General features: G+C 66.1%; 19 protein-coding genes. 11 read left to right on the top strand and 8 right to left on the bottom strand.

Translation table 11 applies throughout. The features are described from left to right. Positions 1-33: 33 nt before the first annotated feature. From ACV095_RS17445 to ACV095_RS17415, 7 genes are all read right to left on the bottom strand, one after another. On the bottom strand, positions 34-1,551 hold the full coding sequence (locus tag ACV095_RS17445; RefSeq protein WP_223993782.1) for an amino acid permease: 1,518 nt from the start codon (positions 1,549-1,551) through the stop codon (positions 34-36). 47 nt (positions 1,552-1,598) lie between these two features. After that, the gene (locus ACV095_RS17440; RefSeq protein ID WP_018772168.1) at positions 1,599-2,555 is read right to left on the bottom strand and encodes a glutaminase; all 957 of its coding nucleotides are present in this window, start codon (positions 2,553-2,555) and stop codon (positions 1,599-1,601) included. Beyond that, positions 2,552-4,150 (bottom strand): PucR family transcriptional regulator, encoded by a 1,599-nt coding sequence (locus ACV095_RS17435; protein ID WP_478222368.1) that lies wholly within the window; start codon positions 4,148-4,150, stop codon positions 2,552-2,554. The genes ACV095_RS17440 and ACV095_RS17435 overlap by 4 nt, the downstream gene beginning before the upstream one ends. A 235-nt stretch (positions 4,151-4,385) precedes the next feature. Beyond that, positions 4,386-5,138, bottom strand: coding sequence for a maleylpyruvate isomerase family mycothiol-dependent enzyme (locus tag ACV095_RS17430; protein ID WP_223993785.1), 753 nt, complete (start codon positions 5,136-5,138; stop codon positions 4,386-4,388). Further along, the gene (locus tag ACV095_RS17425) at positions 5,138-5,962 is read right to left on the bottom strand and encodes a fumarylacetoacetate hydrolase family protein (RefSeq protein WP_223993791.1); all 825 of its coding nucleotides are present in this window, start codon (positions 5,960-5,962) and stop codon (positions 5,138-5,140) included. Before ACV095_RS17425 ends, ACV095_RS17430 begins: the two co-directional genes overlap by 1 nt. After that, complete coding sequence (locus ACV095_RS17420; protein ID WP_478222367.1) at positions 5,962-7,092, bottom strand: cupin domain-containing protein; 1,131 nt, start codon at positions 7,090-7,092, stop codon at positions 5,962-5,964. Before ACV095_RS17420 ends, ACV095_RS17425 begins: the two co-directional genes overlap by 1 nt. A 109-nt stretch (positions 7,093-7,201) precedes the next feature. Then, positions 7,202-8,008 carry an IclR family transcriptional regulator gene (locus ACV095_RS17415; protein WP_018772173.1) on the bottom strand — a complete coding sequence of 269 codons (807 nt, stop codon included), beginning with the start codon at positions 8,006-8,008 and terminating at the stop codon, positions 7,202-7,204. 48 nt (positions 8,009-8,056) lie between these two features. On the opposite strand from ACV095_RS17415, the gene ACV095_RS17410 reads away from it, so the two are divergent. Together ACV095_RS17410 and ACV095_RS17405 are read left to right on the top strand one after the other, a co-directional pair. Continuing rightward, the gene (locus ACV095_RS17410; protein ID WP_478222366.1) at positions 8,057-9,271 is read left to right on the top strand and encodes an MFS transporter; all 1,215 of its coding nucleotides are present in this window, start codon (positions 8,057-8,059) and stop codon (positions 9,269-9,271) included. Beyond that, a complete protein-coding gene (locus tag ACV095_RS17405) occupies positions 9,264-10,523 on the top strand; it encodes an FAD-dependent oxidoreductase (RefSeq protein ID WP_478222365.1) in 1,260 nt (419 codons plus the stop codon). Before ACV095_RS17410 ends, ACV095_RS17405 begins: the two co-directional genes overlap by 8 nt. 169 nt (positions 10,524-10,692) lie before the next feature. On the opposite strand, the gene ACV095_RS17400 is transcribed toward ACV095_RS17405, so the two are convergent. Beyond that, positions 10,693-11,745, bottom strand: a complete 1,053-nt coding sequence (locus ACV095_RS17400) for a LacI family DNA-binding transcriptional regulator (RefSeq protein WP_478222364.1) — start codon at positions 11,743-11,745, stop codon at positions 10,693-10,695. A gap of 217 nt (positions 11,746-11,962) precedes the next feature. Between ACV095_RS17400 and ACV095_RS17395 the strand changes: the two genes are divergently transcribed. From ACV095_RS17395 to uidB, 9 genes are all read left to right on the top strand, one after another. Continuing rightward, positions 11,963-13,324, top strand: a complete 1,362-nt coding sequence (locus ACV095_RS17395; RefSeq protein ID WP_026266211.1) for an ABC transporter substrate-binding protein — start codon at positions 11,963-11,965, stop codon at positions 13,322-13,324. Between the two features lie 6 nt (positions 13,325-13,330). After that, complete coding sequence (locus ACV095_RS17390; RefSeq protein ID WP_478222363.1) at positions 13,331-14,341, top strand: carbohydrate ABC transporter permease; 1,011 nt, start codon at positions 13,331-13,333, stop codon at positions 14,339-14,341. Beyond that, positions 14,338-15,261 carry a carbohydrate ABC transporter permease gene (locus ACV095_RS17385; RefSeq protein WP_018772179.1) on the top strand — a complete coding sequence of 308 codons (924 nt, stop codon included), beginning with the start codon at positions 14,338-14,340 and terminating at the stop codon, positions 15,259-15,261. The genes ACV095_RS17390 and ACV095_RS17385 overlap by 4 nt, the downstream gene beginning before the upstream one ends. Before the next feature lie 2 nt (positions 15,262-15,263). Continuing rightward, entirely contained in the window at positions 15,264-16,112 is an 849-nt protein-coding gene (locus ACV095_RS17380) for a sugar phosphate isomerase/epimerase family protein (RefSeq protein ID WP_056391232.1), read from the top strand. Beyond that, entirely contained in the window at positions 16,109-17,272 is a 1,164-nt protein-coding gene (locus ACV095_RS17375) for a Gfo/Idh/MocA family protein (protein WP_056391229.1), read from the top strand. The genes ACV095_RS17380 and ACV095_RS17375 overlap by 4 nt, the downstream gene beginning before the upstream one ends. Before the next feature lie 3 nt (positions 17,273-17,275). Beyond that, positions 17,276-18,181 carry a sugar phosphate isomerase/epimerase family protein gene (locus tag ACV095_RS17370; RefSeq protein WP_223993800.1) on the top strand — a complete coding sequence of 302 codons (906 nt, stop codon included), beginning with the start codon at positions 17,276-17,278 and terminating at the stop codon, positions 18,179-18,181. 3 nt (positions 18,182-18,184) lie between these two features. Further along, positions 18,185-19,588, top strand: coding sequence for a glucuronate isomerase (uxaC, locus tag ACV095_RS17365; protein ID WP_056391223.1), 1,404 nt, complete (start codon positions 18,185-18,187; stop codon positions 19,586-19,588). A 77-nt stretch (positions 19,589-19,665) separates the two neighbouring features. Beyond that, a complete protein-coding gene (locus ACV095_RS17360; RefSeq protein ID WP_478223471.1) occupies positions 19,666-21,015 on the top strand; it encodes a mannitol dehydrogenase family protein in 1,350 nt (449 codons plus the stop codon). A 198-nt stretch (positions 21,016-21,213) separates the two neighbouring features. Then, positions 21,214-22,602 (top strand): glucuronide transporter, encoded by a 1,389-nt coding sequence (gene uidB, locus ACV095_RS17355; protein WP_018772185.1) that lies wholly within the window; start codon positions 21,214-21,216, stop codon positions 22,600-22,602. Positions 22,603-22,616 lie beyond the last annotated feature (14 nt).

Raw genomic sequence — 22,616 nt, 5'->3', positions numbered from 1 at the left:
CTTTGGCTCGGAAGGTTGGCGGAAGGGATGGGGTCAGGAGATGGGGGTGCGGTTGGCGATGACGGGGGACTTTCCGGTGTAGCCGTCGCGGGTTTCGGCGATTTGGCGGATGCGGGTGCGGCAGGCGTACCAGCCGGCGACCATGAGGATGGAGGCGATGGCGGTGACGAGCATGGTCAGGGGTGAGTCGATGAAGACCATGATGAGGACGCCGATGAGGAAGAGCAGGGAGAGGTAGCCGGTGTAGGGGGCGCCGAACATGCGGAAGGAGGGGCGGGTGACCCAGCCTTTGTCGGCCCAGCTTTTGAGTTGGATTTGGCACAGGACGATGGTGGCCCAGGTCATGATGATGCCGACGGAGGCGATGTTCAGGACGATTTCGAAGGCTTCGGCGGGGACGAGGTAGTTCAGGGGGACGCCGAGGAGGGAGACGGTGGCGGTGATGGCGATGCCGCCGTAGGGGACGCCTGCTTTGTTCATGCGGGAGGCGAAGCGGGGTGCGGAGCCGTTGACGGACATGGAGCGCAGGATCCGGCCGGTGGAGTAGAGTCCGGCGTTCAGGGAGGACAGGGCGGCGGTGAGGACGACGAGGTTCATGATGACGTCTACGCCCTGGACGCCGATGGAGCCGAAGAAGGTCACGAAGGGGCTGACGCCTTTTTGGTAGGAGGTGAAGGGCAGCAGCAGGGCCAGGAGGATCACGGAGCCGACGTAGAACACGGCGATGCGGAAGACCACGGAGTTGATGGCCTTGGGCATGATTTTTTCGGGGTTTTCGGTTTCGCCGGCGGCGGTGCCGACGAGTTCGATGGAGGCGTAGGCGAACAGGACGCCTTGCATGAGGATGATCATGGGCAGCAGGCCGTTGGGGAAGATCCCGCCGTTGTCGGACAGGAGGCTGATGCCGACCTGTTGGCCGTCCACGGGGGTGCCGAAGATGACGAAGTAGGTGCCGATGATGAGGAACGCGACCAGGGCGGCGACCTTGATCAGGGCGAACCAGAATTCCATTTCGCCGAAGACCTTGACCGAGACCAGGTTCAGGGCCAGGACGACGATGAGGGCGGTCAGTGCCCAGGCCCACTGGGGAACGTCGGCCATCCAGGGGATGTAGTTGCCGAAGAAGTGCATGTAGAGGGCGGCGGCGGTGATGTCCACGATGGTGGTGGTGGCCCAGTTGATCCAGTAGAACCAGCCGGAGACGAATGCGGCTTTTTCGCCGAAGAATTCGCGGGCGTAGGAGACGAACGAGCCCGAGGAGGGCCGGTGCAGGACCAGTTCGCCCAGGGCGCGCAGGATCAGGAACGCGAAGAACCCGCAGACCGCGTAGGCGATGACCAGGGACGGGCCGGCGGCGTTGAGCCGGCCGCCGGCGCCCAGGAACAGGCCGGTGCCGATCGCGCCGCCGATCGCGATCATCTGGATCTGCCGGGGCTTGAGGTTCTTGTGGTAACCCTTGTCCTCCGCGTGCAGGGAGGTCTCGGACGCATGCGCGTGACCACCATCAATTATGTGGTCGAAGCCAACCTCGTCATTGGGGTTGTTGGGCATGGGTATTTCCTTTCGATCCGGGGAAGATCTGTCTTGGATGGGAAAAACTAGAAAACTGACCAGCCGGTGCGGTCGGAGAGGTCGGCAAGGGCTGCCGTGCCGGCGAGGGAATTGCCCTTGGCATCCAGGCGCGGGCTCCAGACGCAGATGGCGCACTGGCCCGGCACGATGACCAGTATTCCGCCGCCCACCCCGCTCTTTCCGGGCAGGCCCACGCGGTAGGCGAATTCGCCGGCGGCGTCATACATGCCGCACGTCAGCATGATGGAGCCGATCCGCTTGGCCTCGCTCCGGGACAACACGGTGCCGGCGGCTCCCTGTCCGTCATTGGCAAGGAACAGGCCGGCCTTGGCCAACTCCGCGCAGGTCATCATGATCGAACACTGGCGGACGTAATTCTCCACCACTGATTCCGCAGGCTGCGTGAGGTTCCCGAAGTCCTTCAGGAAATGCGCCAGGGCAAGGTTGCGGCTGCTGCCGGCCAGTTCACCGGCGGCAGCTGCCTCGTCAATGAACGGCCCCTGTCCCCGGCTGTCCGCCTGTCCCTGGTGACCCGCTTGTCCGGTCAGGAACCGCAGGAGGTGCGCGGCGGCGTCGGGCGTCTCCTGCATCAGATGGTCGGTGACCACCAGCGCCCCGGCATTGATGAAGGGGTTGCGCGGGATGCCATGTTCGGCCTCGAGCTGAACCAGGGAGTTGAAGGCTGTTCCGGACGGTTCGCGCAGCACCCGAGACCACAGCCGGGCGGACCGGCCGCCCTGCAGCGCCATGGCCAGGGTGAAGACCTTGGAGATGCTTTGGATGGAGAAGGGGACATCGGCGTCACCGGAGCAAAAAACGTCACCGGACGTGGTGGCGACGGCAATGCCAAACCGGTCGAAGGGGACCTTGGCCAGGAAGGGGATGTTGCGGGGTACTGCACCCGTTTCCTTCCGCGGACGGTGACGCCGGACGATGTCCTCGAGGAGGATGTCCAGGGGTGGTGCGCCGAGTGTTGTGGTCATTTCCTGCCTGAAGTGTCGTAGGAAGTGGAGGCCCACTCCTGGAGGTGGAGCAGCGCCACCAGGGAATCCCTGGGGCTGCCGAAGTCGAGGCCGGTCACCCGGGTGGCTTTGGCCACCCGGTAGTAGACAGTGTTCTTGTGCAGGTTCATCCGCCTGGCGCATTCGGCGACGTCGAAGGACGCATCGAAATACGTGCGGAGGGTGTCGGCGAGTTCGGCGTCCTCCTGGAGGAGCGCTGCCAGGCCGCGGTGGCGGAACGGTGAGGTGTGGAAGTTCCGCACCGCCTCGCGGTAGAGGATTTCCGCTTCGAAATCGCCCACCGCGGCAACCGTGCCGGGTTCTGCCGTGCCCACGCAGGCCAGCAGCGCCTCCGTCACCCCGGTCACCGTATGGAGGGACAACAGGTCCGGCACCAAGGGGCCCACGGCCGCGAATGGACTGATGCCGAGGTGCTTGCGGGCATCCCGGACGATTGCCTCGGCAAGGGAACGCAGCCCCGATTCCGCGGTGCTGGACTGCAGGTCAGGCACGATGATGGCGGTGTCACCCTTGAACTGGCCCACGACGGCGGTGGGCTTGTACGCGGCCGCGTGGATGGAGGCGAGATTGGCAAGTTCCCCGTGCTTGAGTGCGGCGTCGTCGGCGCGCGAGTCGGCGTCGGACATGCCGATAAGGATGAGGGCGGCGGGACGTTCCGAAGGGATTTTTCCGCTGTGCGCGCTGGCGGCGGCCTCCGCGGGACCTGACAGGATCCGAACAATCCGGTCCTCCCGCATATGGACGGACTGCTGGTTGCGGTACCGGATCAGTTCGGCCGAGACGCGTGCCGCGGATCCCGTGAGGACATACTCAACGTCCGGGCCGAAGCCGGCTCCGGTCTCCTGGAGCCAGATGTAGCCCATGATCCGTTCGCCGGCAAAGAGCGCGATGGCCACCCGTTCCCGCAGCCCGTCCTGGGGCCGTGCGGGTACCCGGACCGGCTGCCGGGTGCGGTGCAGTTCGCGGTAGGCGCCAAGATCCTTGAGCAGCAGTTCGTATTTGCGGGGGCCGCGCCGGGCCAGGATGGAAGCCTTGCGGAGTTCGTCGATGTCATTGGTGACGGTGGAGTAGGCAAGGACCTTGTTGGCCGCATCCTCGATGAGCACGTGGCTGGACGTGAGCCGCGCTGTGGTCTGGGCGATCGCGAACAGGTCTTCCTCGAGCAGGGTCAGCACTTCGCTCTGGTAGCTGCGCGGCTGGATCCGGTCCTTGGCAATGGAGAGCAGGCGGTCCCAGTCTGCTGCCGGATCCACCAGCAGCAGTCCCGATCCGGCTGCGCGGAGGAGTTCTTCCGCTTCCGCCAGGTCTTCGCGCTGGCCCTTGACGGCGACCACCGGGGGCGGGTCCTTCAGGAGGCGCCGGAGGGCAGGCAGCGCCGAACGGCCACGGACCCCGATGAGCAGGACAAAGGCTTTGCCGGCCTGGGCTGCTTCATCGTCGGCGTCGACGATCAGGAACCGTTCGATGTCCGTCGCCGAGGGGGCCGGGCGAAGGATGAGGCTGGCGAAGCCGAGGGGAAGATCCGAGAGGATGTCATCCACCGTAACCGCGGCCATGGGTTGTCCTTTTGCGTCGATCCCACCGGACGGCTCTGTCCGGTCACCTCATGCTATCCAGCGTCCTGGGCTGATTTTATGGAACCTCCTCCAAGTCCAGGGGATCCTTTTTAGGCTCCAGCCTGAGGCGACGCACCGCACGTGACGGGACATGCGGGCAGGAACGCCGAAAGGCGGGCCAGCCGGTGCTGGCCCGCCTCTGGTGCGGTGCTGTGGCGGGTGCCACGGCGGCCTGTCAGATCCAGGCCGGTGCCGGCGGCGCCGGGGTAGCTGCTTCGCCGTCGCGCTTCGCCGTGGTTCCGTCCGTGCCGCGGCCCGCGGCCCACTGGGCGATGGCGGCCAGTGAACCGGACACCACGGTGGGCGACAGGGCGGCGGTGTCCCCAAACGACAAGCCGGTGCCGTCCACTGTGATGAGGAGCCCGGCGTCGGTGCCGCGCGCATGCCAGGCGCCGGTGATGTCCTTGAGCAGGCGTTCCAGGACGGGTGCAGGGATGTCCTTGAAGGTGGCCCCGTTGTCCAGGTCCACGGCGTGGACCCAGACTTCGCGGGTGCGCATCCACACGGTCTCTTCGGCCGGGACGGTCCTGCCCTGGACGGTTTTGACCTTGTGGTGCCAGTTGGCGGCGGGCAGGTCGCGCCATTCGACGTTCAGGTGCACGGCGGAGTGGTCGAACAGGTTCCGCAGGGCGATGGGACTGAGGGTGGACCCGAAGTCGATCTCGTGGTTGCGGACCTCAACGGAAGGGTACATGGGTGTTTCCACCCCGGTGGCCGCCCACTCGACCAGACGGGCGATGGCCCTGGCGTTGTAGCCCACGTGGGCTACAACGTGGCGGCGGGTCCAGCCGGGCAGCAGCGAGCCCCCGTCCAGTTCCGCGTCGGGAAGCTCGTTGAGCTTGCGGGCGAAGAACGCGGTGCCGCGCCGGGCCTGCAGCAGCCCCTCGAGCAGCACGGGGTCGCTGGCCTGGTCGTGCCGGGCAACCATCAGGCTTCCTTGACCACGCGGTTGGTCAGCTGGCCCAGGCCCTCGATGGTGGTGACCAGGACCTGGCCCTCCTGCAGGTAGCGCTTGGGGTCCTGCGCGTGGCCCACGCCGCCGGGGGTGCCGGTGGCGATGACGTCGCCCGGGTTCAGGGTGATGATGGTGGAGATGTAGGAGACCAGGTATTCCGGGGTGAAGACCAGGTCGCTGGTGGGGGTGGACTGCTGGACGTCGCCATCCACGGCCGAGGTCATCAGCGGCCCGGGGGTGAATTCGTCCTTGGTGACCAGGGCCGGGCCGAACGGGGTGGACTTCTCCCAGGTCTTGCCCTGCAGCCACTGGATGGTGCGGAACTGGTAGTCGCGCATGCTGATGTCGTTCAGCACGGAGTACCCTGCGATGTGCCCGGCAGCCTCTGCCTCCGGGATGCGCCGGCCGGCCTTGCCGATGACGACGGCGAGCTCGGCTTCCCAGTCCACGGTGTCCGATTCCTGCGGCAGCGCGAGGTCATCGTTGGGCCCGATCAGCGACTCGGCGTACTTGGCGAACAGGGTGGGGTACTCGGGGACCTCGCGGCCCATCTCCTTGATGTGGTTGCGGTAGTTGTGGCCCACGCAGATGATCTTGCCCGGGGAAGGCACGACGGCGGCGAGGTCGGCGCCGTCGAACGCGTGTGTTGCGCCGTTGGCATCCTTGGCGATGGTTTCCCAGTTGGGGTCCTGCAGGAGTGCCCCGACATCGGAAAAGCCCGGGACTTCGGTGAGGGTCTCGCCGTCCTGGCGTGCGGCCTTTGTTCCGTCGGGAGTGCGGAGGGTGAGGAGTTTCATTACTTGGTGCGTCCTTCGATGTAGGTGCGGTTGAAGTTCAGGCGCTCGAAGATGGGGGCGTCGCTGAACCGGAACAGATCAAACTCAGTCCCGGCTTCCAGGGACCATTGCTGCCAGGACGGGACGACGAACAGGTCGCCCTTGGCCAGGACCTTGGTTTCGCCGTTCAGGGTCACGGATCCGGTGCCTTCGAAGACCTGCCAGACGCTGGAGCCCACCTCGCGGACGGTCTCGGTCCAGGCGCCGGCGCGCAGCCGGTGGAACTCGGCGCGGATGGTGGGCATGACGTCCCCGCCCGTGGTCGGGTTGGTGTACCGGATGGCGGCGTGGCCCTGGGAGACGGTGGCGGGGTGGCCCTCGTCCTCGAGGAGCAGCTGTTCGCGCAGGGCGGCGTCGGTGTACTTCCACCGGTAGGCCGCGATGGGGGAGTTGGTGGTGTCATCGAGGCCCGAGAGCGGGCGCAGTCCGGGGTGGGCCCAGAGCCGCTCGGAGCGGGAGACGTCCGGGGTGGCTTCGTCGGTGACGCGCTCGGTGCCGAACTCGAAGAAGCCGGCGTCTGCGTAGTGCACGAACGGGATGTCCAGGCCGTCGATCCACGCCATGGGCTGGTCGGTGTCGTTGTGGTGGCCGTGGAAGTTCCAGCCCGGGGTGAGCAGGAAGTCGCCGCGGGACATCCGGACAGGGTCCCCGTTCACCACGGTCCACACGCCCTCGCCCTCGACGACGAACCGGAACGCGTTCTGCGAGTGGCGGTGCTCCGGGGCCGTTTCACGGCCGCCCAGGTACTGGATGGCCGCCCACAACGTCGGGGTGGCGTAAGGCGTGCCGGCCAGGCCCGGGTTGGCCAGCGCAATGGCGCGCCGTTCCCCGCCGCGGCCCACGGGCACCAGGTCCCCGGCGCGGGCAGCCAACGGGTACAGGTCCTCCCACCGCCACACATGCGGGACCGCCTTGGGCGACGGGACCATCGGCATCAGGTCCCCGATCTCCGTCCACAACGGAATCAGGTTTTCCTTATCGAAATCCCGGTACAGCTGCTCAAGCTGCGCAGCCTCCTCCGGGGTGGGCTCGGGAACGTGGTGTTCCTGCGCCACGGATTCGTGCGTTTGGTTTTCAGCGCTGATCGACACTGGCCTTCTCCTTGCGTGCGGACTGACTGCGACGTGGATTCGACCCTAGGGAAGATCTGCTGTGATCCCCAGCATATTCTGGCATGCAGAATTCCTTCGGCCCTGCCGGTCAGCTTCCGGCTGCCCCGTCCGCCGGATTGGCCGCGATGTCTATTTCCAGCTGGCGCCGGGTCTCCATCATGACGCCCACCAGCCCGGCGTCGAACAGGGGCCGGAACCGTGCCACGGGAGTGGCCACGCTCAGGGCGCCCACCACCATGCCCTTGCCGTTGTGCAGGGCCATCCCAAAGGCGCTGATGCCCTCCTCGGTACCCTCGAAGTTGGCGGCAAATCCGTTGGCGCGGACGGACTCAAGCTCGCGCAGGAACGCGGGGTAGTCGGCGTCCGGGATGTAGTCGCCGCCCAGTTCCGCGTTGGGGCTGCGGAACAGCTGCTCCAGCACGGCGGGATCGAGCTCCGCCAGGATGGCCTTCCCGCCCGAGGCTTTATGCGCGGGGAGTAGGGTCCCCTGCCGGTCCCCGACGCGCAGGATGTTGGTGCTTTCCACCGTGTCCAAAAAGCGGACTTTTGTGCCCACCCGGATCATGAGGTTGACGGTCTCGTTGGTGCGCGCGCACAGCAGTTCCATGTGTGGCCGGGAGATGTCCCGCAGCTGGCGTGTCCAGCTCAAGCCCGCCGGGCCGGCGCCCATCGCGGGGCCCGGCACATACCGGCGCGTTTCATCCTGGACCGCGAAGCCCCGGTACACCAGCATGGCCAGGAGCCGGTGTGCCGTGGACGGCGCCACGCCGAGCTCCGCCGCAGCGTCCTTGAGCCGCAGGCTGCCGACGTCCCGCAGGAGCTGGAGGAGCTGCAGGGCGTTATCCACCGCTTCGATGGAGTAGGTGGGCTTCCGCCGGGCAGGAAGATTCTGCATGACAGAATAATATGGGCGCGCTGGTATGACTGCCAGCACAGTGGTGGGATGAATCACACAACTTCCGCTGCAGCGCCGCAGCGCACGGCCGCCCCCAGCTCGGGCGCAGGCCTCTCCGGGTTCCCCCGGCGTTCCGTACTTGCCGTCCTGGTGTGCTGGCTGCTGGTCGTTTTCGACGGCTACGACCTGATCGTCTACGGCACCGTCCAGGGCTCACTCATCAGCGACACCGGCTGGGGCCTGACCAAGGCCACGGCCGGGACCATCGGGTCCATGGCCTTTGTCGGCATGATGATTGGAGCGGTCTTTGCCGGCCGTATGTCCGATACCTGGGGCCGGCGGCGCACCATCATCGGCTGCGCCATCGTGTTTTCCGCGTTCACCATCCTTTGCGCCTTTGCCCCCAATGCGCCGGTCTTCGGCGGCCTCCGCCTGCTGGCCGGCATCGGACTGGGGGGCCTGGTGCCCTCAGCCAACGCTTTGGTGGCCGAACTCGTGCCGGAAAAATGGCGGTCAACCATCGCCACCCTGATGATGTCCGGCGTTCCCATCGGCGGCTCCCTCGCCGCGCTGGTGGGCATTCCGCTGATTCCGGCCTTCGGCTGGCCCATCATGTTCCTCGTGGCCGTCGTCGCCCTGGTGGTAGTGATCCCGCTGGGGTTCCGCTACCTGCCGGAAACACTGGCACCCAAGACAACCGGCGGCAGCACCGCGAAGGAGTCCGTGGGATTCGGCTCCCTGCTCCGGGCGCCTTACCTCGGCACCAGCCTGCTGTTTGCCATCGGCACCCTGGTGACCCTGTTCGCCTGGTACGGGCTGGGCACCTGGCTGCCCAACCTGATGCAGCTGACCGGGTACAACCTTGGCTCCGCCCTGACGTTCGCGCTGGCGCTCAACCTGGGCGCCGTGGCTGGCTCGGTACTGACCGCCTGGGCCGGCACAAGGTTCGGGCCCATTTCCACGGCGATTGCGGCAGCGGCGGTGGCCGCCGTCGCCCTGGTGGTCCTGGTGTCCGGGCCGCCCGTCGCCGTCGTCTATTTCATGCTGGTGCTTGCCGGCGTGGGAACGCACGGCACCCAGTGCCTGATTATCGCGGCCGTGGCCAGCCACTATCCGGCACACCTCCGCGGTACTGCCCTTGGCTGGGCACTCGGCGTGGGCCGCATCGGGGCAGTGGCCGCACCGCAGGCCGGCGGGCTCCTGCTCGCAGCAGTCGGCATCAAAATCAAGAAATCAACAGCAGTAGGAGTTTCCAATGTCTAACGTCAAAGCGTCCACCGACGTCCTCGTGGTGGGCGGCGGCATGGCCGGGCTTGCCGGAGCGCTGGCGCTTCGCGAAAACGGCGCCGACGTCACCCTGGTTGAAGTGGCACCGGCCTTCGGTGAAGTGGGTGCGGGCCTGCAGATGGCCCCCAACGCATCCCGCGTCCTGAAGCGCTGGGGCCTGCTGGAGAAGGCGCTGGAAATTGGCGTCCAGCCCAAGCACCTGGTGTTCCGCGACGCCATCACCGGCGAGGAGCTGACCCGCCAGACCCTGGGCGGTGAGTTCGAGGAGCGCTACGGCGCCCCCTACGTCGTCATCCACCGCAGCGACCTGCACCGGATCCTGCTCGAAGCCTGCCAGGAAGCCGGCGTCACCCTGGTGAACGACGTCCTGGTGCAGAAGGTGGAAACCGACGGCGACCGGGCCCGCGCTTACGCCGCCAAGGGCGAGGTCTTTGACGCCGACGCCATCCTGGCTGCGGACGGGCTCAAGTCCACCTTGCGCGGCACCGTTGCCAATGACGGTCCGGTGAATTCGGCCTACGTGGCGTACCGCGGAACCGTGCCCATCACCGAGGAGACCCCGGCCGCGGACCTGGAGGACGTCATCGTCTACCTGGGACCGGACTGCCACCTGGTCCAGTACCCGCTGCGCAAGGGCCAGCTGCTCAACACCGTGGCGGTGTTCAAGTCCCCGTCCTTCGAGCGCGGCGAAGAGCAGTACGGCGGCGTGGACGAGCTCGAGGCAGCCTATAAGGACTGCGTCCCCGCCGTGCAGGAAGCCCTGAAGAACCTGGCCACCGGCATCCGCTGGCCCATGTACGACCGCGACCCCATCGAGAACTGGGTTTCCGGCCGCATGGCACTCATCGGCGACGCCGCCCACCCGATGCTGCAGTACCTGGCCCAGGGTGCCTGCCAGGCGCTGGAGGACGCGGCAGTCCTGCAGGACGTGGCCCGCGAAAAGGTCTTCACGCCCGAGGGCATCGACGCCGGCGCCTGGGAAGCTGCCTTCCGCGAGTTCAACGAAGCCCGCGCCGCGCGGACGGCCCGAGTGCAGCGCACCGCCCGGATCTGGGGCGAGTCCTGGCACGTGGGCGGCGTGGCACGCATCCTGCGGAACATGCTGTTCAAGAGCCGCGGCGACAACAACTTCCAGTACAACGACTGGCTGTACGGGCGCGGTGAGCCGGGCGTTCCCGCGGAGGTTCCGGCCGGGGTTCCGGCGGGGTCCAGGCTGGTGGAAGCCTAAGCACTGATTTTCCAGGGCGGGCGTACGACGGCGGGTGGCTCCCGCCGTCGTACGCCCGCCGGAGCGGCCCCCACCTGGACCCGCGCCAGCGGGGCCTTTCCAGGCAGGAAGTCGTTGACGCCATCGCCCGCCGCGGACGTCCGGGCGGGGAAAAATGAGCCTCGCCTTCCTATAGTCGTGCAGGGCCTGTGGACTCCCGGATAGTCAGGTGGGTGGGCATGACCGCCAGCTGCCGGGCGGCTCTTCCCGCCAGCGGGTTGAGCTGGGCCAGCAGCATGGACACCGCCACCCGGCCGGCCTGCTCGATGGGACTTGAAATGGTGGTCAGGGGCGGGTTGCAGAAGTCCGCGCCGAAGATGTCATCGGACCCGATGATGCTCATGTCCTCCGGGACGCGGATGCCGCGGGCCTGGAGGCGCTGGAGCATGCCGATGGCCAACAGGTCGTTGAAGACGATGCAGGCAGTGGCACCCGTCCTGACCGCCGCGTCCGCCGCGGCAGCCCCCGACGTCGTCTTCGGGGTGTAGGGCCCGATCCGGTGGACCTCCATACCGCGCCGTTTCGCGTCCTCCTCGAAGACCTTCCACCGCATCTGGTTTGACCACGACGTGGGTGGTCCGGCGACGTAGCAGACCTTGTGGTGGCCCAGGGAGGCCAGGTGTTCCAGGGCCTGGATGATGGCCGACGGCGTATCGATCATGACCGTGGGAGCGCTGGTGGAGGCGCGGTTGAAGGTGACCAGGGGCTGCGTCCGCGAGACCTCCGCCAGCTGGGCGTCCGTCAGGCGGGAGGCAGCGAGAATGAAACCGTCGGCGGATTTGCGCATCTTGTGCAATGCATCGAGTTCCACCTCGTTGGATTCTTCAGTGTCCACCAGCAGCTGGGTGTAACCGGCTGCCTTGAGCTGGTGCTGCGTGCCCCGGATGATGTCGAAATAGAACGGGTTGGTGATATCGGGCACCAGCACCGCCACGGCGTTGGTGCGCCCCGAACTGAGTCCCCGCGCCTGGGAGCTCGGCACGTAGTTCAGCTCCGCGGCTGCCTCTTCGATCCGCTGCCGGGTCCTCGCATTGACCCGGTCCGGCCGCGACAGGGCACGGGACACCGTGGAGGTGGCCACTCCGGCCAGTGCCGCCACGTCGCGGATGGTGGGCGGCCGGTTTGCACTGGCGTTAAGGTCTAGCGCACCGCGCGTGGTGGCTTCGACGGGTAGATCAGCCATAACGCTGGACCTTTCCTCGCTGGCTGGACGAACCGCCGTCGACAATTAACGCCGGCGAGGCCCCTGACTCTGTGCCTTAATCCCACCATTTTTGGCAACTTTTGGCAACCGCTTGCCGGAGTTGTTGCATCCTTCCTAGACTGGCATTCGAGTCGCCTGCAGTGATTTCCGCCACAGGACGGATGTGGCCATGTGGGTGTCCTAGAGGAGAAAAACAATGAGGTTTAAATCGACTACTGGGCTTGCGGCGATTGTTACGGCTGCAGCACTGGCCCTGACCGGTTGCGGTTCGGGTTCCGGGACCGGTGGGGGAGGGTCCACGAATGCGGACGGCAAAGTGGACGGGACGGGCAAGACGCTGAACGTCCTGACTGGCGTTCTCAGCCAATACCCCGAGCAGCAGAAACAGTGGCAGAGCGATATTGCCGCCAAGTTCAAGGCTGAAACCGGGGCCGACGTGAAGTTTGAAACCTTCGCCTCGGCCAACGACGAGCTCACCCGCATCCAGACTTCCGTGGTCTCCGGCCAGGGGCCGGATGTCTACGGACTCGGCACCACCTTCACCCCCACGGCCTATGCCACCAAGGCCTTCGTCACCCTCTCGGATGACGACTGGAAGAAGGTTGGCGGCAAGGACCGCTTCAACCAGGCTGCCCTCGGTATTTCCGGCCCGGACAAGGACCACCAGGCCGGCATCCCCTTCGTCAGCCGCCCGTTCGTGATGGCGTACAACAAGGACCTGCTCGCCGCGGCCGGCATTGACAAGCCCGCAACCAGCTGGGACGAGCTCGCAGCCCAGGCCAAGAAGATGACCAAGGCTGATACCTATGGCATCGCCACGGGCTACAAGGACAACTATGACCCCTGGAAGTTCATCTGGGCCATGGCCGTCCAGGCCGGAAACCCGTTGGTCGACGGTAACAAGCTCAAGATGGACGACCCCACCGTCAAGAAGGCCTACCAGACGTACTTCGGCTGGTTGACCCAGGACAAGGTCGTTGACCCTGCTTCCGTCGGCTGGAGCAACAGCAACGCCGTGGCGGCCTTCGCCAGCGGCAAGGCCGGCTACCTGATGATGACCACCTCCAGCTCCATCCCCACCCTGGACAAGTCCGCAGTTGCCGGGAAGTACGAGTACGCCCTGATGCCCACGGTCGCACCGGGCGAGACGCAGTCCAAGTCCGATGGCGAGGCCGCCAGCATCCTCTCGGGCGACAACCTGGTGGTGGCTGATTACTCCAAGCAGAAGGACCTTGCCTTCGCCTACATCAAACTGATCACTTCCAAGGACGAGCAGTTGAACTACCAGAAGACCTTCGGCGACCTGCCTGCAAACGCCGAAGCCCTGGCCGCTCTGACAGACCCCAAGCTCAAGCCGGTGGCTGACGCCGCCGCCAAGTCCAAGGCCACACCGTTCACTGGCGCCTGGGGCGATATCCAGCTCGGCCTCCTCAACGTCACCGTGCAGTCGATCCCGGACCTGGCCGCGGGCAAGGTGGACGAGTCAGCACTCGAACAAAGGATCAAGGACGCCCAGAACAAGGGCCAGGCTTCCCTGGACCGGGCCTCCAAAGGATAGGTTCTGATGTCAACCGACGCCTCTCATGAACTCCGGCCTGCGGTGGATTCCGCCGCGGGCCGGGCGCCCCGCGATTCACACGACGCCGGGCAACAGCCCGGCCACCAGGGCGGCCTACGCCGCAAGGGAATGAGCGAACGCAACCGGCCGCTCTGGATGCTGATCCCGGGTGGGGTCCTGATGATCATCATCATCGTGGTCCCGCTGCTGCTGGGCATCTACATGTCCGTCCTCAACCTGGACCAGTACACCCTGCGGAAATGGATCAGTGCGCCGCTCATCGGAGCCGAAAACTTCGTTGAAGCGGTGACGGCATCGCCCTTGCTGCACGCCGTCTGGCTCAGTGTCAGCTACTCGCTGCTGGCCATGGTGGTGACGCTGCCGCTGGGCATCGCCGCCGCGGTGGCCACGCAGAACGCGTTCAAGGGCCGGGCAGTGATCCGCTCGGTCTTCCTCATCCCGTACGTCCTCCCATCCTTCGTGGTGGCCACCGTCTGGCGCACCATGCTCCAGCCCGGCGGGATCGTGGACGAGGCCTTGGCCACCGTGGGGATCCACGTGGGGCTGTGGCTCAACGGCCCGCAGACCTTTTGGACGCTGGTACTGGTCCAGATCTGGGCATCGTGGCCGTTCATCTACCTGCTGGCCCTGTCCGGCCTGCAGTCGGTGGACCATGAGGTGCACGAAGCGTCGGCACTCGACGGTGCGCTGTGGTGGAACAAGCTCCGGTACGTGGTGTTCCCGTACTTGAAGGGCCCGCTGGCTCTGGCCTTCCTGATCGGGATGCTGCACCACATCAACAACTTCACCCTCCCGTTCGTGCTGTTCGGCGTCCCTGCGCCGGCCGACGTCGAAGTCCTCCCCATCCTGACCTACGTCACCAGCTTCCAGAGCTTCCGCTTTGGACTCAGCGCCGCAATGGCCTTCATTTCCCTGGTGCTGATCGCCATTCCGCTGTTCGTCTACCTCCGTGCCGTCAAGCTTGACGACGCCGAAACACCAGGAGCGAAGAAATGAGCACCACGACAGCCACCCGGCGGAGTGCGTCAACCGTTGATGTTGACCGTCCGGGCTCGCACCGCCAGCATGAGGTGCTCCGGCTCCTTCCGGGCCCCCTGCTGGTCATCATCCTGGTATTCCTCGGCGCACTTGTCCTGATCCCTGTGCTGTACATCTTCCTGGCTTCGGTGAACTCGGACATCGGGGTGGCCAATGGCGAGTTCTGGCCGTCCTCAGTCACATTCGATAACTACTCGAAGATTTGGACCAGCGTTGGCCTGGCCACCGGCCTCACCAACAGCGTCCTGGTGGCGGGAGCAACCGCGGTGGTCTCCGCAGCGATGTCCATCTCCACTGCGTTCGTCCTGGTCCGCTACAGCTTCCGCGGCAGGCTGACCATCCTCCGCGGGCTGCTGGCACTGCAGTCGGTGCCCGGAACCCTCATGGTGCTGCCGGTCTTCGTCCTGTTTTCCTCGGCGGCAACCTACCTCGGCATACAGGTGATCGGAACCCAGTGGGGCCTGTTCGTGACCTACCTCACCTTCGCCATGCCGTTCTCCACCTGGGTGATGGTCACCTACCTTCGCGGGCTTCCCAAGGAACTTGAAGAAGCAGCACGGATCGACGGCGCGTCCCACCTTGGCGTCCTGTTCCGGATCATCCTTCCGCTGAGCTGGCCCGGCATCGTGGTTTCGGGCATCTTCGCCTTCCTGCTGGGCTGGAATGACGTGTTGTTCGCCTCGGTGATGACCCGCCCGGAAAGCCAGACGGCCGCCGTCGCACTCCAAATCTTTGGTGCTTCGCAGGAAGGCGGCGCCATTCCGTTCTACGGCCAGATGATGGCGGCGGCATTGGTTTGCGCCGCTCCTGTGGTCATTCTTTACCTGATTTTCCAGCGTTACCTAGTAGGCGGGCTCACCGCCGGAGGAGTTAAATAACCATGGTTTCGACCACCCAGGTCACGTGGCAGCTGTCAGGCTTCGGCGATGAAATCGACGACGACCCAGCGGTCCAGATAGCAGTGCTGCAGGCCCTCGGCGCCAACCACATTGAAGTCCGCAGCGCCTGGGGCACCAACATCGTGGACCTGAGCGATGAACAGCTCCAGTCCCTGGCGTCCCTGCTGGCGGAGAAGGGCATGAAGGTCTCCGCCGTCGCTTCCCCCATTGGCAAGGTGGACGTCAGCCTGCCGGTGGAGCACGAAGTGGAACGGCTGCGCCGGGCGGTCAACGCCGCCAAGGTCCTGGACGCCAGGTACATCCGCATCTTCTCCTTCTACTACGGCGAGTCCGTGCAGGTGGAGTCCATCCGCGATGCCGTCATCGAACGCATGCGGGCGCTCGCCGATGTGGCTGAGGAAGCGGGCGTGATCCTGCTGCACGAGAACGAGAAAGACATTTTCGGCGACGTACCAGACCGCGTCCTGGACATCATCGAAACCGTCAACTCGCCCGCGCTGAAGGTGGCATGGGATGCCGCGAACTTCGTCCAGGTGGGGGTCAAGCCCTTCGATGAGGGATACGCCAAACTGCGTCCGCACCTTGAGTACCTGCAGGTCAAGGACGCACTGTTCGAAAACGGCCACGTGGTGCCGGCAGGTGAAGGCGACGGGGATGTGCTCCGCACAGTGGAGGCCCTGAAGGCAGACGGGTACCAGGGCTTCGCCTCCCTGGAGCCGCACCTCGCCGGTGCCCACGGACTGGGCGGTTTCTCCGGCCCCACCGCGTTCGGCATCGCAGCACGCGCCTTTGCAAAAGTCACCGCAGAAGCAGGAGTCCAGACCGCATGAGCACCCTTAACGTAGCCATCACCGGATGCGGCGTCATCGGGCGCACCCACGCCGTAGCCCTCGAGGCATTTCCGGAAGCCCGGATCGTGGCACTGGTGGATGCCATCCCGGCCGCCGCCGAGGCCCTGGCGGACTTTATCGAACAGCGCGGCGGCCAGAGGCCGGCGCTGTACAGCACGCAGGCGGAGGCCTTTGCGGCTGAGGACATCGATCTTGTGGCCCTGGCCACCCCCAGCGGCCTCCACATCCAGCAGGGCCTGGAAGTCCTGGCCGCCGGTAAGCACGTGGTGATCGAAAAGCCACTCGACGTTGACCTTACCCGGGCCCAGGAAATCGAAGCCGCAGCCAAGGAAGCGGCCAGCAAGGGGATTGTTGCCTCGGTGATCAGCCAGCACCGGTTTGACCAGTCAAGCGTCGCCGTTGCCGACGCTGTGGCCAAGGGACGTTTCGGGCGGCTGACGTCCGCCATCGCTTCCGTGGCTTGGTGGCGCAGCCAGGGATACTACGACTCCGGCGACTGGCGTGGCACCTGGGCCATGGACGGCGGCGGTGCGCTGATGAACCAGGGTGTCCACACGGTGGACCTGCTGCTGTGGTTCATGGGACGCCCCGTTGAGATCCATGCGCACACCGCCAGGCTTGCGCACGAACGCATCGAGGTGGAAGACACCGCCGTTGCCACCATCACCTTCGAAAACGGCGGCCTGGCCGTCCTGCACGCCACCACCGCTGCCTACCCGGGGCTGACCGTGCGCGTCCAGCTCATGGGGTCCGAGGGCTCGGCGGTGGTGGACAACGATCGGCTGCAGTACTTCCACAGCAAGGACGCGGGCGGCGAGTCCGCGGACATGGGCCTTCAGGGCGGGGGCAACCAGGCGGAAGAGGAACTGGCCAAATACCCCGAGGAGGACTACAAGGCCGCGGACCCCACCGTGTATCCGGCCGGCCACGTCCGGCAGTACCGGGACATCCTGGGCGCCATCGCCGGTGGGCGGCAGGCCGGCGTCACCGTCAGCGACGCCGTCAACGCACTCGCCGCGGTGCGTTCCGTCTACGTTTCGGCCACGCTTGGCCAGCCCGTCCTCTTCGACGATGTCCTGGCCGGCAAGTACAACGACCTCGAAGTCCGCACCGGCGGCACTTCGGCAGAAAGCGCCTGAGCCATGAAGTTTTCAGTATTTACCGCATCAACCCCCGAATGGACCCCCGACGAAGCAGTGCAGCACCTGGCCCGGCAGGGCTGGGATGGCATTGAGTGGCGGATCACCGACCAGGCCGACGCCGCCGAGCCGGGCTTCTGGGCCGGCAACAAGGCCACCGTCCCGCTCACCGGCATGGAGGACCACCTGGACCGGATTGCCGCCCTCACATCCGGCGCGGGCCTGGAATTCTCCGGCATCGGGGGATATGCACGGTGCGACAACCATGCGGACGTTGACCGGATGCTGGCCGCCACTGCCAGGCTCGGCGCCGGGCAGGTCCGGGTGACCACCCCTCCGTTGGGAACGGCCGTCTGGGGGAACGAACCGGCCAGCGGTACCCCGTACCCTGAGCTGTTTGCCGGTGCCCGCCGTGACTTCGAGTGGATCGCCGAACGGGCTGCCCACCACGGCGTGAAGGCACTCGTGGAACTGCACCACCGCACCATCACCGCTTCGGCCTCGTCCGCGCTGCGGCTGCTGGACGGACTTGATCCGCGGCACGTGGGAGTCATCCATGACCTCGGCAACCTGCTGATCGAAGGCCAGGAGGACTACCTCCCCGCGTTCCAGCTCCTGGGCGACTACCTGGCCCACGTGCACGTCAAAAACGCCGTCTGGGTCAACAGCGGCAAAACCGACGACTCCGGTGCCGCCATCTTCCGGAACGAGTGGGCCCCGCTGCGTTCCGGCCAGGGCAGCGTGCTGGAGTACTTCAAGGCACTAGCGGCCCATGGCTATGACGGCTGGGTGACGGTGGAGGATTTCTCCACCGAACTCCCGCTGGCTGAACGGACGGCAGATAACCTTGACTACCTCCGCTCCGCGGCCGCGCTGGCGGGACTTTCCGTCCCCGCAGGGAGGCGATGACCCGTGGGAACGCCGATTGCGGAACACCCCGACCGGCTGCTGCCGGCTGATCCCGGTGTCCGGAGCATCGCACGGTCACTGTTCACAACTGTGGAAGGGCTGCCCATCATCTCCCCGCACGGGCACGTGGACGCTGCGGTCATCGAGCAGAATACCCCTTTCCCGGACCCGGCTGCCCTGCTGGTCACCCCGGACCACTACGTCACCCGGCTGATCCACGCCGGCGGGGTGCCCATGGACCAGCTGGGGCTGGGCAGCCAACCCGCCGCGTCACGGGAGGTCTGGCGCCACTTCTGTGCCGCCTGGCCCACCTTTGAGGGAACGGCATCCGGTTACTGGATCCGGCAGGAGTTCGCCCACGTGTTCGGCCTGGCGGAGGAACCGTCCCGGGAGAACGCGGACCGGCTTTACGACGCCCTGCAGGCCAAGCTCTCTGAGCCGGGCTTCCGGCCGCGCGAGCTGTTCAAGGAATTCAACATCGAGGTGCTGGCCACCACGGATGATCCCCTGGACTCACTGGACAGCCACGCCGCGCTGCACGCGGACCCATCCTTTGCCGGGCGCGTCCTGCCCACCTTCCGCCCCGACCAGTACCTGAACATGGCGCACCCGGCCTGGCGGGACAACGTGGACCGCCTGATCGCTTCGGCGGGGGATGGCGCTTCGGGTTACGCCGGGTACATCAAGGCGCTTGAGGCCCGGCGCAGGCATTTCGTGGAGCGGGGCGCCGTCTCGGCCGACCACGGCGTTTTCACTCCTGCCACCCTGAAGCTGGACGACGCCGAGGCGGAGCGGCTTTTTGAGCGCGGGCGCAACGGCCAGGCGGATGCAGCTGACAGGGAAGCCTTCGAAGCGCACATGATCTACCAGATGGCGCGGATGTCCGTGGAGGACGGCCTGGTGATGACCGTCCACCCCGGATCCTTCCGCAACCACCATGCCCCCACGTTCGAGGCGTTCGGGGCGGATACCGGCCACGATATTCCTGTGGCGGTCAACTACACCGAGGCCATCCGGCCCCTGCTGCAGGATTTCGGGACCGCCAAGGACTTCCACCTGGTCCTCTTCACGCTCGACGAGACGGTGTTCTCCCGGGAACTTGCCCCGTTGGCCGGGTTCTACCCGTCGGTGTACCTGGGAGCGCCGTGGTGGTTCCTGGATGCGCCGGACGCCATGCTCCGTTTCCGGTCTGCCGTGACGGAGACGGCGGGCTTCTCCCGGTCCTCCGGCTTCATCGATGACACCCGGGCCTTTTGCTCCATCCCGGCCCGCCATGACACGGCCCGGCGGATCGAAGCCTCCTTCCTGGCGCGGCTCGTGGCCGAGCACCGGGTCACCGAAGAGCGGGCGCACGAACTGATCGTGGACATCGTGGACGCCTCGCCCCGCCGGGTGTTCAAGCTGTGAGTGCCCCCTTTACGTCCCCTCCGTCGGCCACGCCGCCCACTGCGGAGCTTCCGCGGCTGAACCGGACGCTCCGTCAGGTGCCCAAGGCGCCGGTCCGCATTGTCCACCTGGGGCTGGGCGCCTTCCACCGCTCGCACCAGGCCTGGTACACCCAACAGGCATCAGATTCCGCCGGCTGGGGGATCGCCGCCTTCACTGGCCGCCGGCCGGATGCGGCCCTTGCCCTGGCTGAACAGGATGGTCTCTACACGCTGGTGGAACGCGCAGACGAGGGCGACTCCTTTACTGTCATGGGCAGCATCGTGGAGGCCCTGGACGGTGCGGACATCGAGCGGCTTGCCGCCCTCGTGGCTGCACCGGAGACCGCCCTGGTAACGCTGACCATCACCGAGGCCGCCTACGGGTTGGGTGCGGACGGCAAGCTGGACACCAAGGCGCCCGACGTCGCCGCCGACCTTGCGCTGCTGGGTTCCGGCAGCGGACGGCCCACCACGCCGTTGGGACGGCTGGTGCTTGCGCTCGCCGCCCGCCGGGAAGCCGGTTCCGGGCCGATCGCGATTGTCTGCTGCGACAACCTGTCCAACAACGGCACGGTGGCACGGCAGGCAGTGGCGGGGTTTGCCGGGGCCTGGGATTCCGAATTCGCCGCGTGGGTCACGGGCAATGTCAGCTTCGTGAGCACATCCGTGGACCGGATCACGCCCAGGACCACGGAAGGGGACCTCGCCGTCGTCCGGGAAGCCTGCGGTTACGTGGACAATTCCCCGGTGGTGGCTGAACCCTTTTCAAGCTGGGTGCTCAGCGGGGACTTCCCCGCGGGCCGCCCGCGATGGGAGGACGCAGGTGCCCTGTTCGTCCAGGACATCGAACCCTACGAGAACCGGAAACTGTGGCTGCTGAACGGCGCACACTCACTGCTGGCTTATGCGGGCCAGTTGCGGGGCCATGCGACCGTCGCGGAGGCATTGGCCGACCCCTGGTGCAGGCGGGCAGTGGAGGCTTTCTGGGACGAAGCAGAAACGAACCTTGCCGGCCCCGCCGACCTGCGGATACCCGAGTACCGGCAGGCTCTCCTGGCCCGTTTCAGCAACGCGAGGATCGCCCATAACCTGGCCCAGATTGCCATGGACGGCAGTACCAAACTTCGGATGCGCGCTATCCCGGTGCTGCAGGCTGAACGCGCCGCCGGACGGTCCGGTGCCGCGGCGGCGCTGATGATTGCCGCATGGATGGACTACAGTGCCAGCGCGTCCCCGTTCCACGACCCTCTGGAGCAGGCCGTGACAGCCGCCAACCGGCTGCCAGGCACTGAGCGAATCAAGGCGCTGCTGGCAGTTGTCGACCCTGCCTTGGCAGGGGATGCCGGTGTGGTGGGGCTGGTGGAAAGCCTGTGCGGCACCGCTGCCGGGCGTTCCGCTTCCGAATAATCATGAGTCAGATCTGCCCGGCACGTGCGCGTGCCGGGCAGTTTTTGTGTGAAACGAAATTATGGCAATTTTTGGCAACCGGTTGCCACTGGGTTTGCCGTTTCGTTAGTATTACTGCCGGAGCAACACCCGGCGCGCCCACGCGGCCCGCACTTCTTCTCTTGGCCACCACCGCAATGACGCGTTAGGACTCTCAGAATGAACAGGCTGACCAAGCTCAGCATCCTCGGCTATGGCGCGGGGGATCTTGCCAACAATCTTGCATTCACCCTCTCCACCACCTACCTCCTGCTGTACTACACGGACGTCGCCGGTATCTCAGCGGCGGCAGCAGGCACCCTCTTCCTCCTGGTGCGCGTCTTTGATGCTTTTGCGGACATCTTCGCGGGCCGGATCGTTGACCGCACCTTCCACAGGAAGCTGGGCAAGTTCCGCCCCTTCATCCTCTTCGGTGGCCTTCCCCTGCTGATCATGAGTGCCCTGACCTTCTCCGTCCCGGCGGACTGGAGCCATGACGGCAAGCTTGCGTATGCCTACCTGACCTACGCCGGCCTGGGCCTGGCATACTCCATGGTCAATATCCCGTACGGCTCGCTGGCCGGCGCCATGACGCAGCAGCCGGCGGAGCGTGCCAAACTGGGCGCTGCCCGCTCCTGCGGTTCACTCGTTGTGGGTTCCGGCCTGCTGTTCTTCATCACGCCGCTCACCAAACAGGGTGCCGCGCAGCTGCAGCCACTCTTCACCACGCTGACCATTGCCTTCGTAGTGGTGGGCATGGCGCTCTACCTGCTGACCGTCTTCACTACCCGGGAAGTGGTCCACCGCGAGGTTCCCAAGGTGACCTTCAAGCAGTCCCTGGCCACCCTGAAGGGCAACCGTCCACTGCTCATGCTCTGCATTTCATCCCTGCTGATGCTTACCGCCAGCACGGGGCTGTCCACCATCCAGGTCTACTACCTGCGGGACGTGCTGCAGAATGTCAGCCTTGCCCAGCCCATGGCCGTCATCAACGTGGTCCTGGCCGTGGTGGTCATCGTGCTCACGCCGGCCATGGTCCGGCGCTGGGGGAAGAAGGCGCTGTACCTGGCAGCCGGAGGCCTGGTGGTGCTCGGTTCGCTGGTGGTCATGCTGGCCCCGCACTCGTTGACCTACCTGGCCTTCACCGGGCTCGTCATCAGCCTCCTGGGCGTGCAGATGATGAACATCGTGGTGTGGGCACTGGAGGCGGACACTGTGGAGTATGGCGAAGCACGTACGGGTGTCCGAACCGAAGGCATTATCTACTCCCTCTTCTCCTTCACCCGGAAGATGGGCCAGGCGCTGGGCGGAGCCGTCATGGCCTACGCCATTGCCAGCGCCGGCTACGTCCGGTCGGACAGCGGCCAAAGCGAGGCCACCATCCAAGGGCTGCAGCTTGCCGCAGGACTGGTGCCCCTGGTCCTCTGTGGGCTGGGCATGGCCATCATGAAGTTCTACAGGCTCACTGACACCGCCCACGCGGAAATCGTCGCCGAGATCAAAGCCCGCCAGGCTGTAGCCGCCGCCGGTACAAGCCGGCAGGCCGCCACCCACGCGGAACTCCACTGACCACCGAAAACACT

The sequence above is a fragment of the Arthrobacter sp. JDC6 genome, assembly GCF_056484025.1.
The sequence above is the reverse complement of the archived record's forward strand: the minus strand, read 5'-3'. Positions and strand labels throughout refer to the sequence as shown.

What these genes read in the sequence shown, in the direction of transcription:
- ACV095_RS17425 (WP_223993791.1), bottom strand. Translation starts at nt 5,962, where the DNA reads ATGAAACTCCTCACCCTCCGCACTCCCGACGGAACAAAGGCCGCACGC.
- ACV095_RS17440 (WP_018772168.1), bottom strand. Translation starts at nt 2,555, where the DNA reads ATGACCACAACACTCGGCGCACCACCCCTGGACATCCTCCTCGAGGAC.
- ACV095_RS17430 (WP_223993785.1), bottom strand. Translation starts at nt 5,138, where the DNA reads ATGGTTGCCCGGCACGACCAGGCCAGCGACCCCGTGCTGCTCGAGGGG.
- ACV095_RS17445 (WP_223993782.1), bottom strand. Translation starts at nt 1,551, where the DNA reads ATGCCCAACAACCCCAATGACGAGGTTGGCTTCGACCACATAATTGAT.
- uidB (WP_018772185.1), top strand. Translation starts at nt 21,214, where the DNA reads ATGAACAGGCTGACCAAGCTCAGCATCCTCGGCTATGGCGCGGGGGAT.
- ACV095_RS17435 (WP_478222368.1), bottom strand. Translation starts at nt 4,150, where the DNA reads ATGGCCGCGGTTACGGTGGATGACATCCTCTCGGATCTTCCCCTCGGC.
- ACV095_RS17410 (WP_478222366.1), top strand. Translation starts at nt 8,057, where the DNA reads ATGAATCACACAACTTCCGCTGCAGCGCCGCAGCGCACGGCCGCCCCC.
- ACV095_RS17370 (WP_223993800.1), top strand. Translation starts at nt 17,276, where the DNA reads ATGAAGTTTTCAGTATTTACCGCATCAACCCCCGAATGGACCCCCGAC.
- ACV095_RS17400 (WP_478222364.1), bottom strand. Translation starts at nt 11,745, where the DNA reads ATGGCTGATCTACCCGTCGAAGCCACCACGCGCGGTGCGCTAGACCTT.
- ACV095_RS17395 (WP_026266211.1), top strand. Translation starts at nt 11,963, where the DNA reads ATGAGGTTTAAATCGACTACTGGGCTTGCGGCGATTGTTACGGCTGCA.
- ACV095_RS17380 (WP_056391232.1), top strand. Translation starts at nt 15,264, where the DNA reads ATGGTTTCGACCACCCAGGTCACGTGGCAGCTGTCAGGCTTCGGCGAT.
- ACV095_RS17375 (WP_056391229.1), top strand. Translation starts at nt 16,109, where the DNA reads ATGAGCACCCTTAACGTAGCCATCACCGGATGCGGCGTCATCGGGCGC.
- ACV095_RS17405 (WP_478222365.1), top strand. Translation starts at nt 9,264, where the DNA reads ATGTCTAACGTCAAAGCGTCCACCGACGTCCTCGTGGTGGGCGGCGGC.
- ACV095_RS17385 (WP_018772179.1), top strand. Translation starts at nt 14,338, where the DNA reads ATGAGCACCACGACAGCCACCCGGCGGAGTGCGTCAACCGTTGATGTT.
- ACV095_RS17390 (WP_478222363.1), top strand. Translation starts at nt 13,331, where the DNA reads ATGTCAACCGACGCCTCTCATGAACTCCGGCCTGCGGTGGATTCCGCC.
- ACV095_RS17415 (WP_018772173.1), bottom strand. Translation starts at nt 8,008, where the DNA reads ATGCAGAATCTTCCTGCCCGGCGGAAGCCCACCTACTCCATCGAAGCG.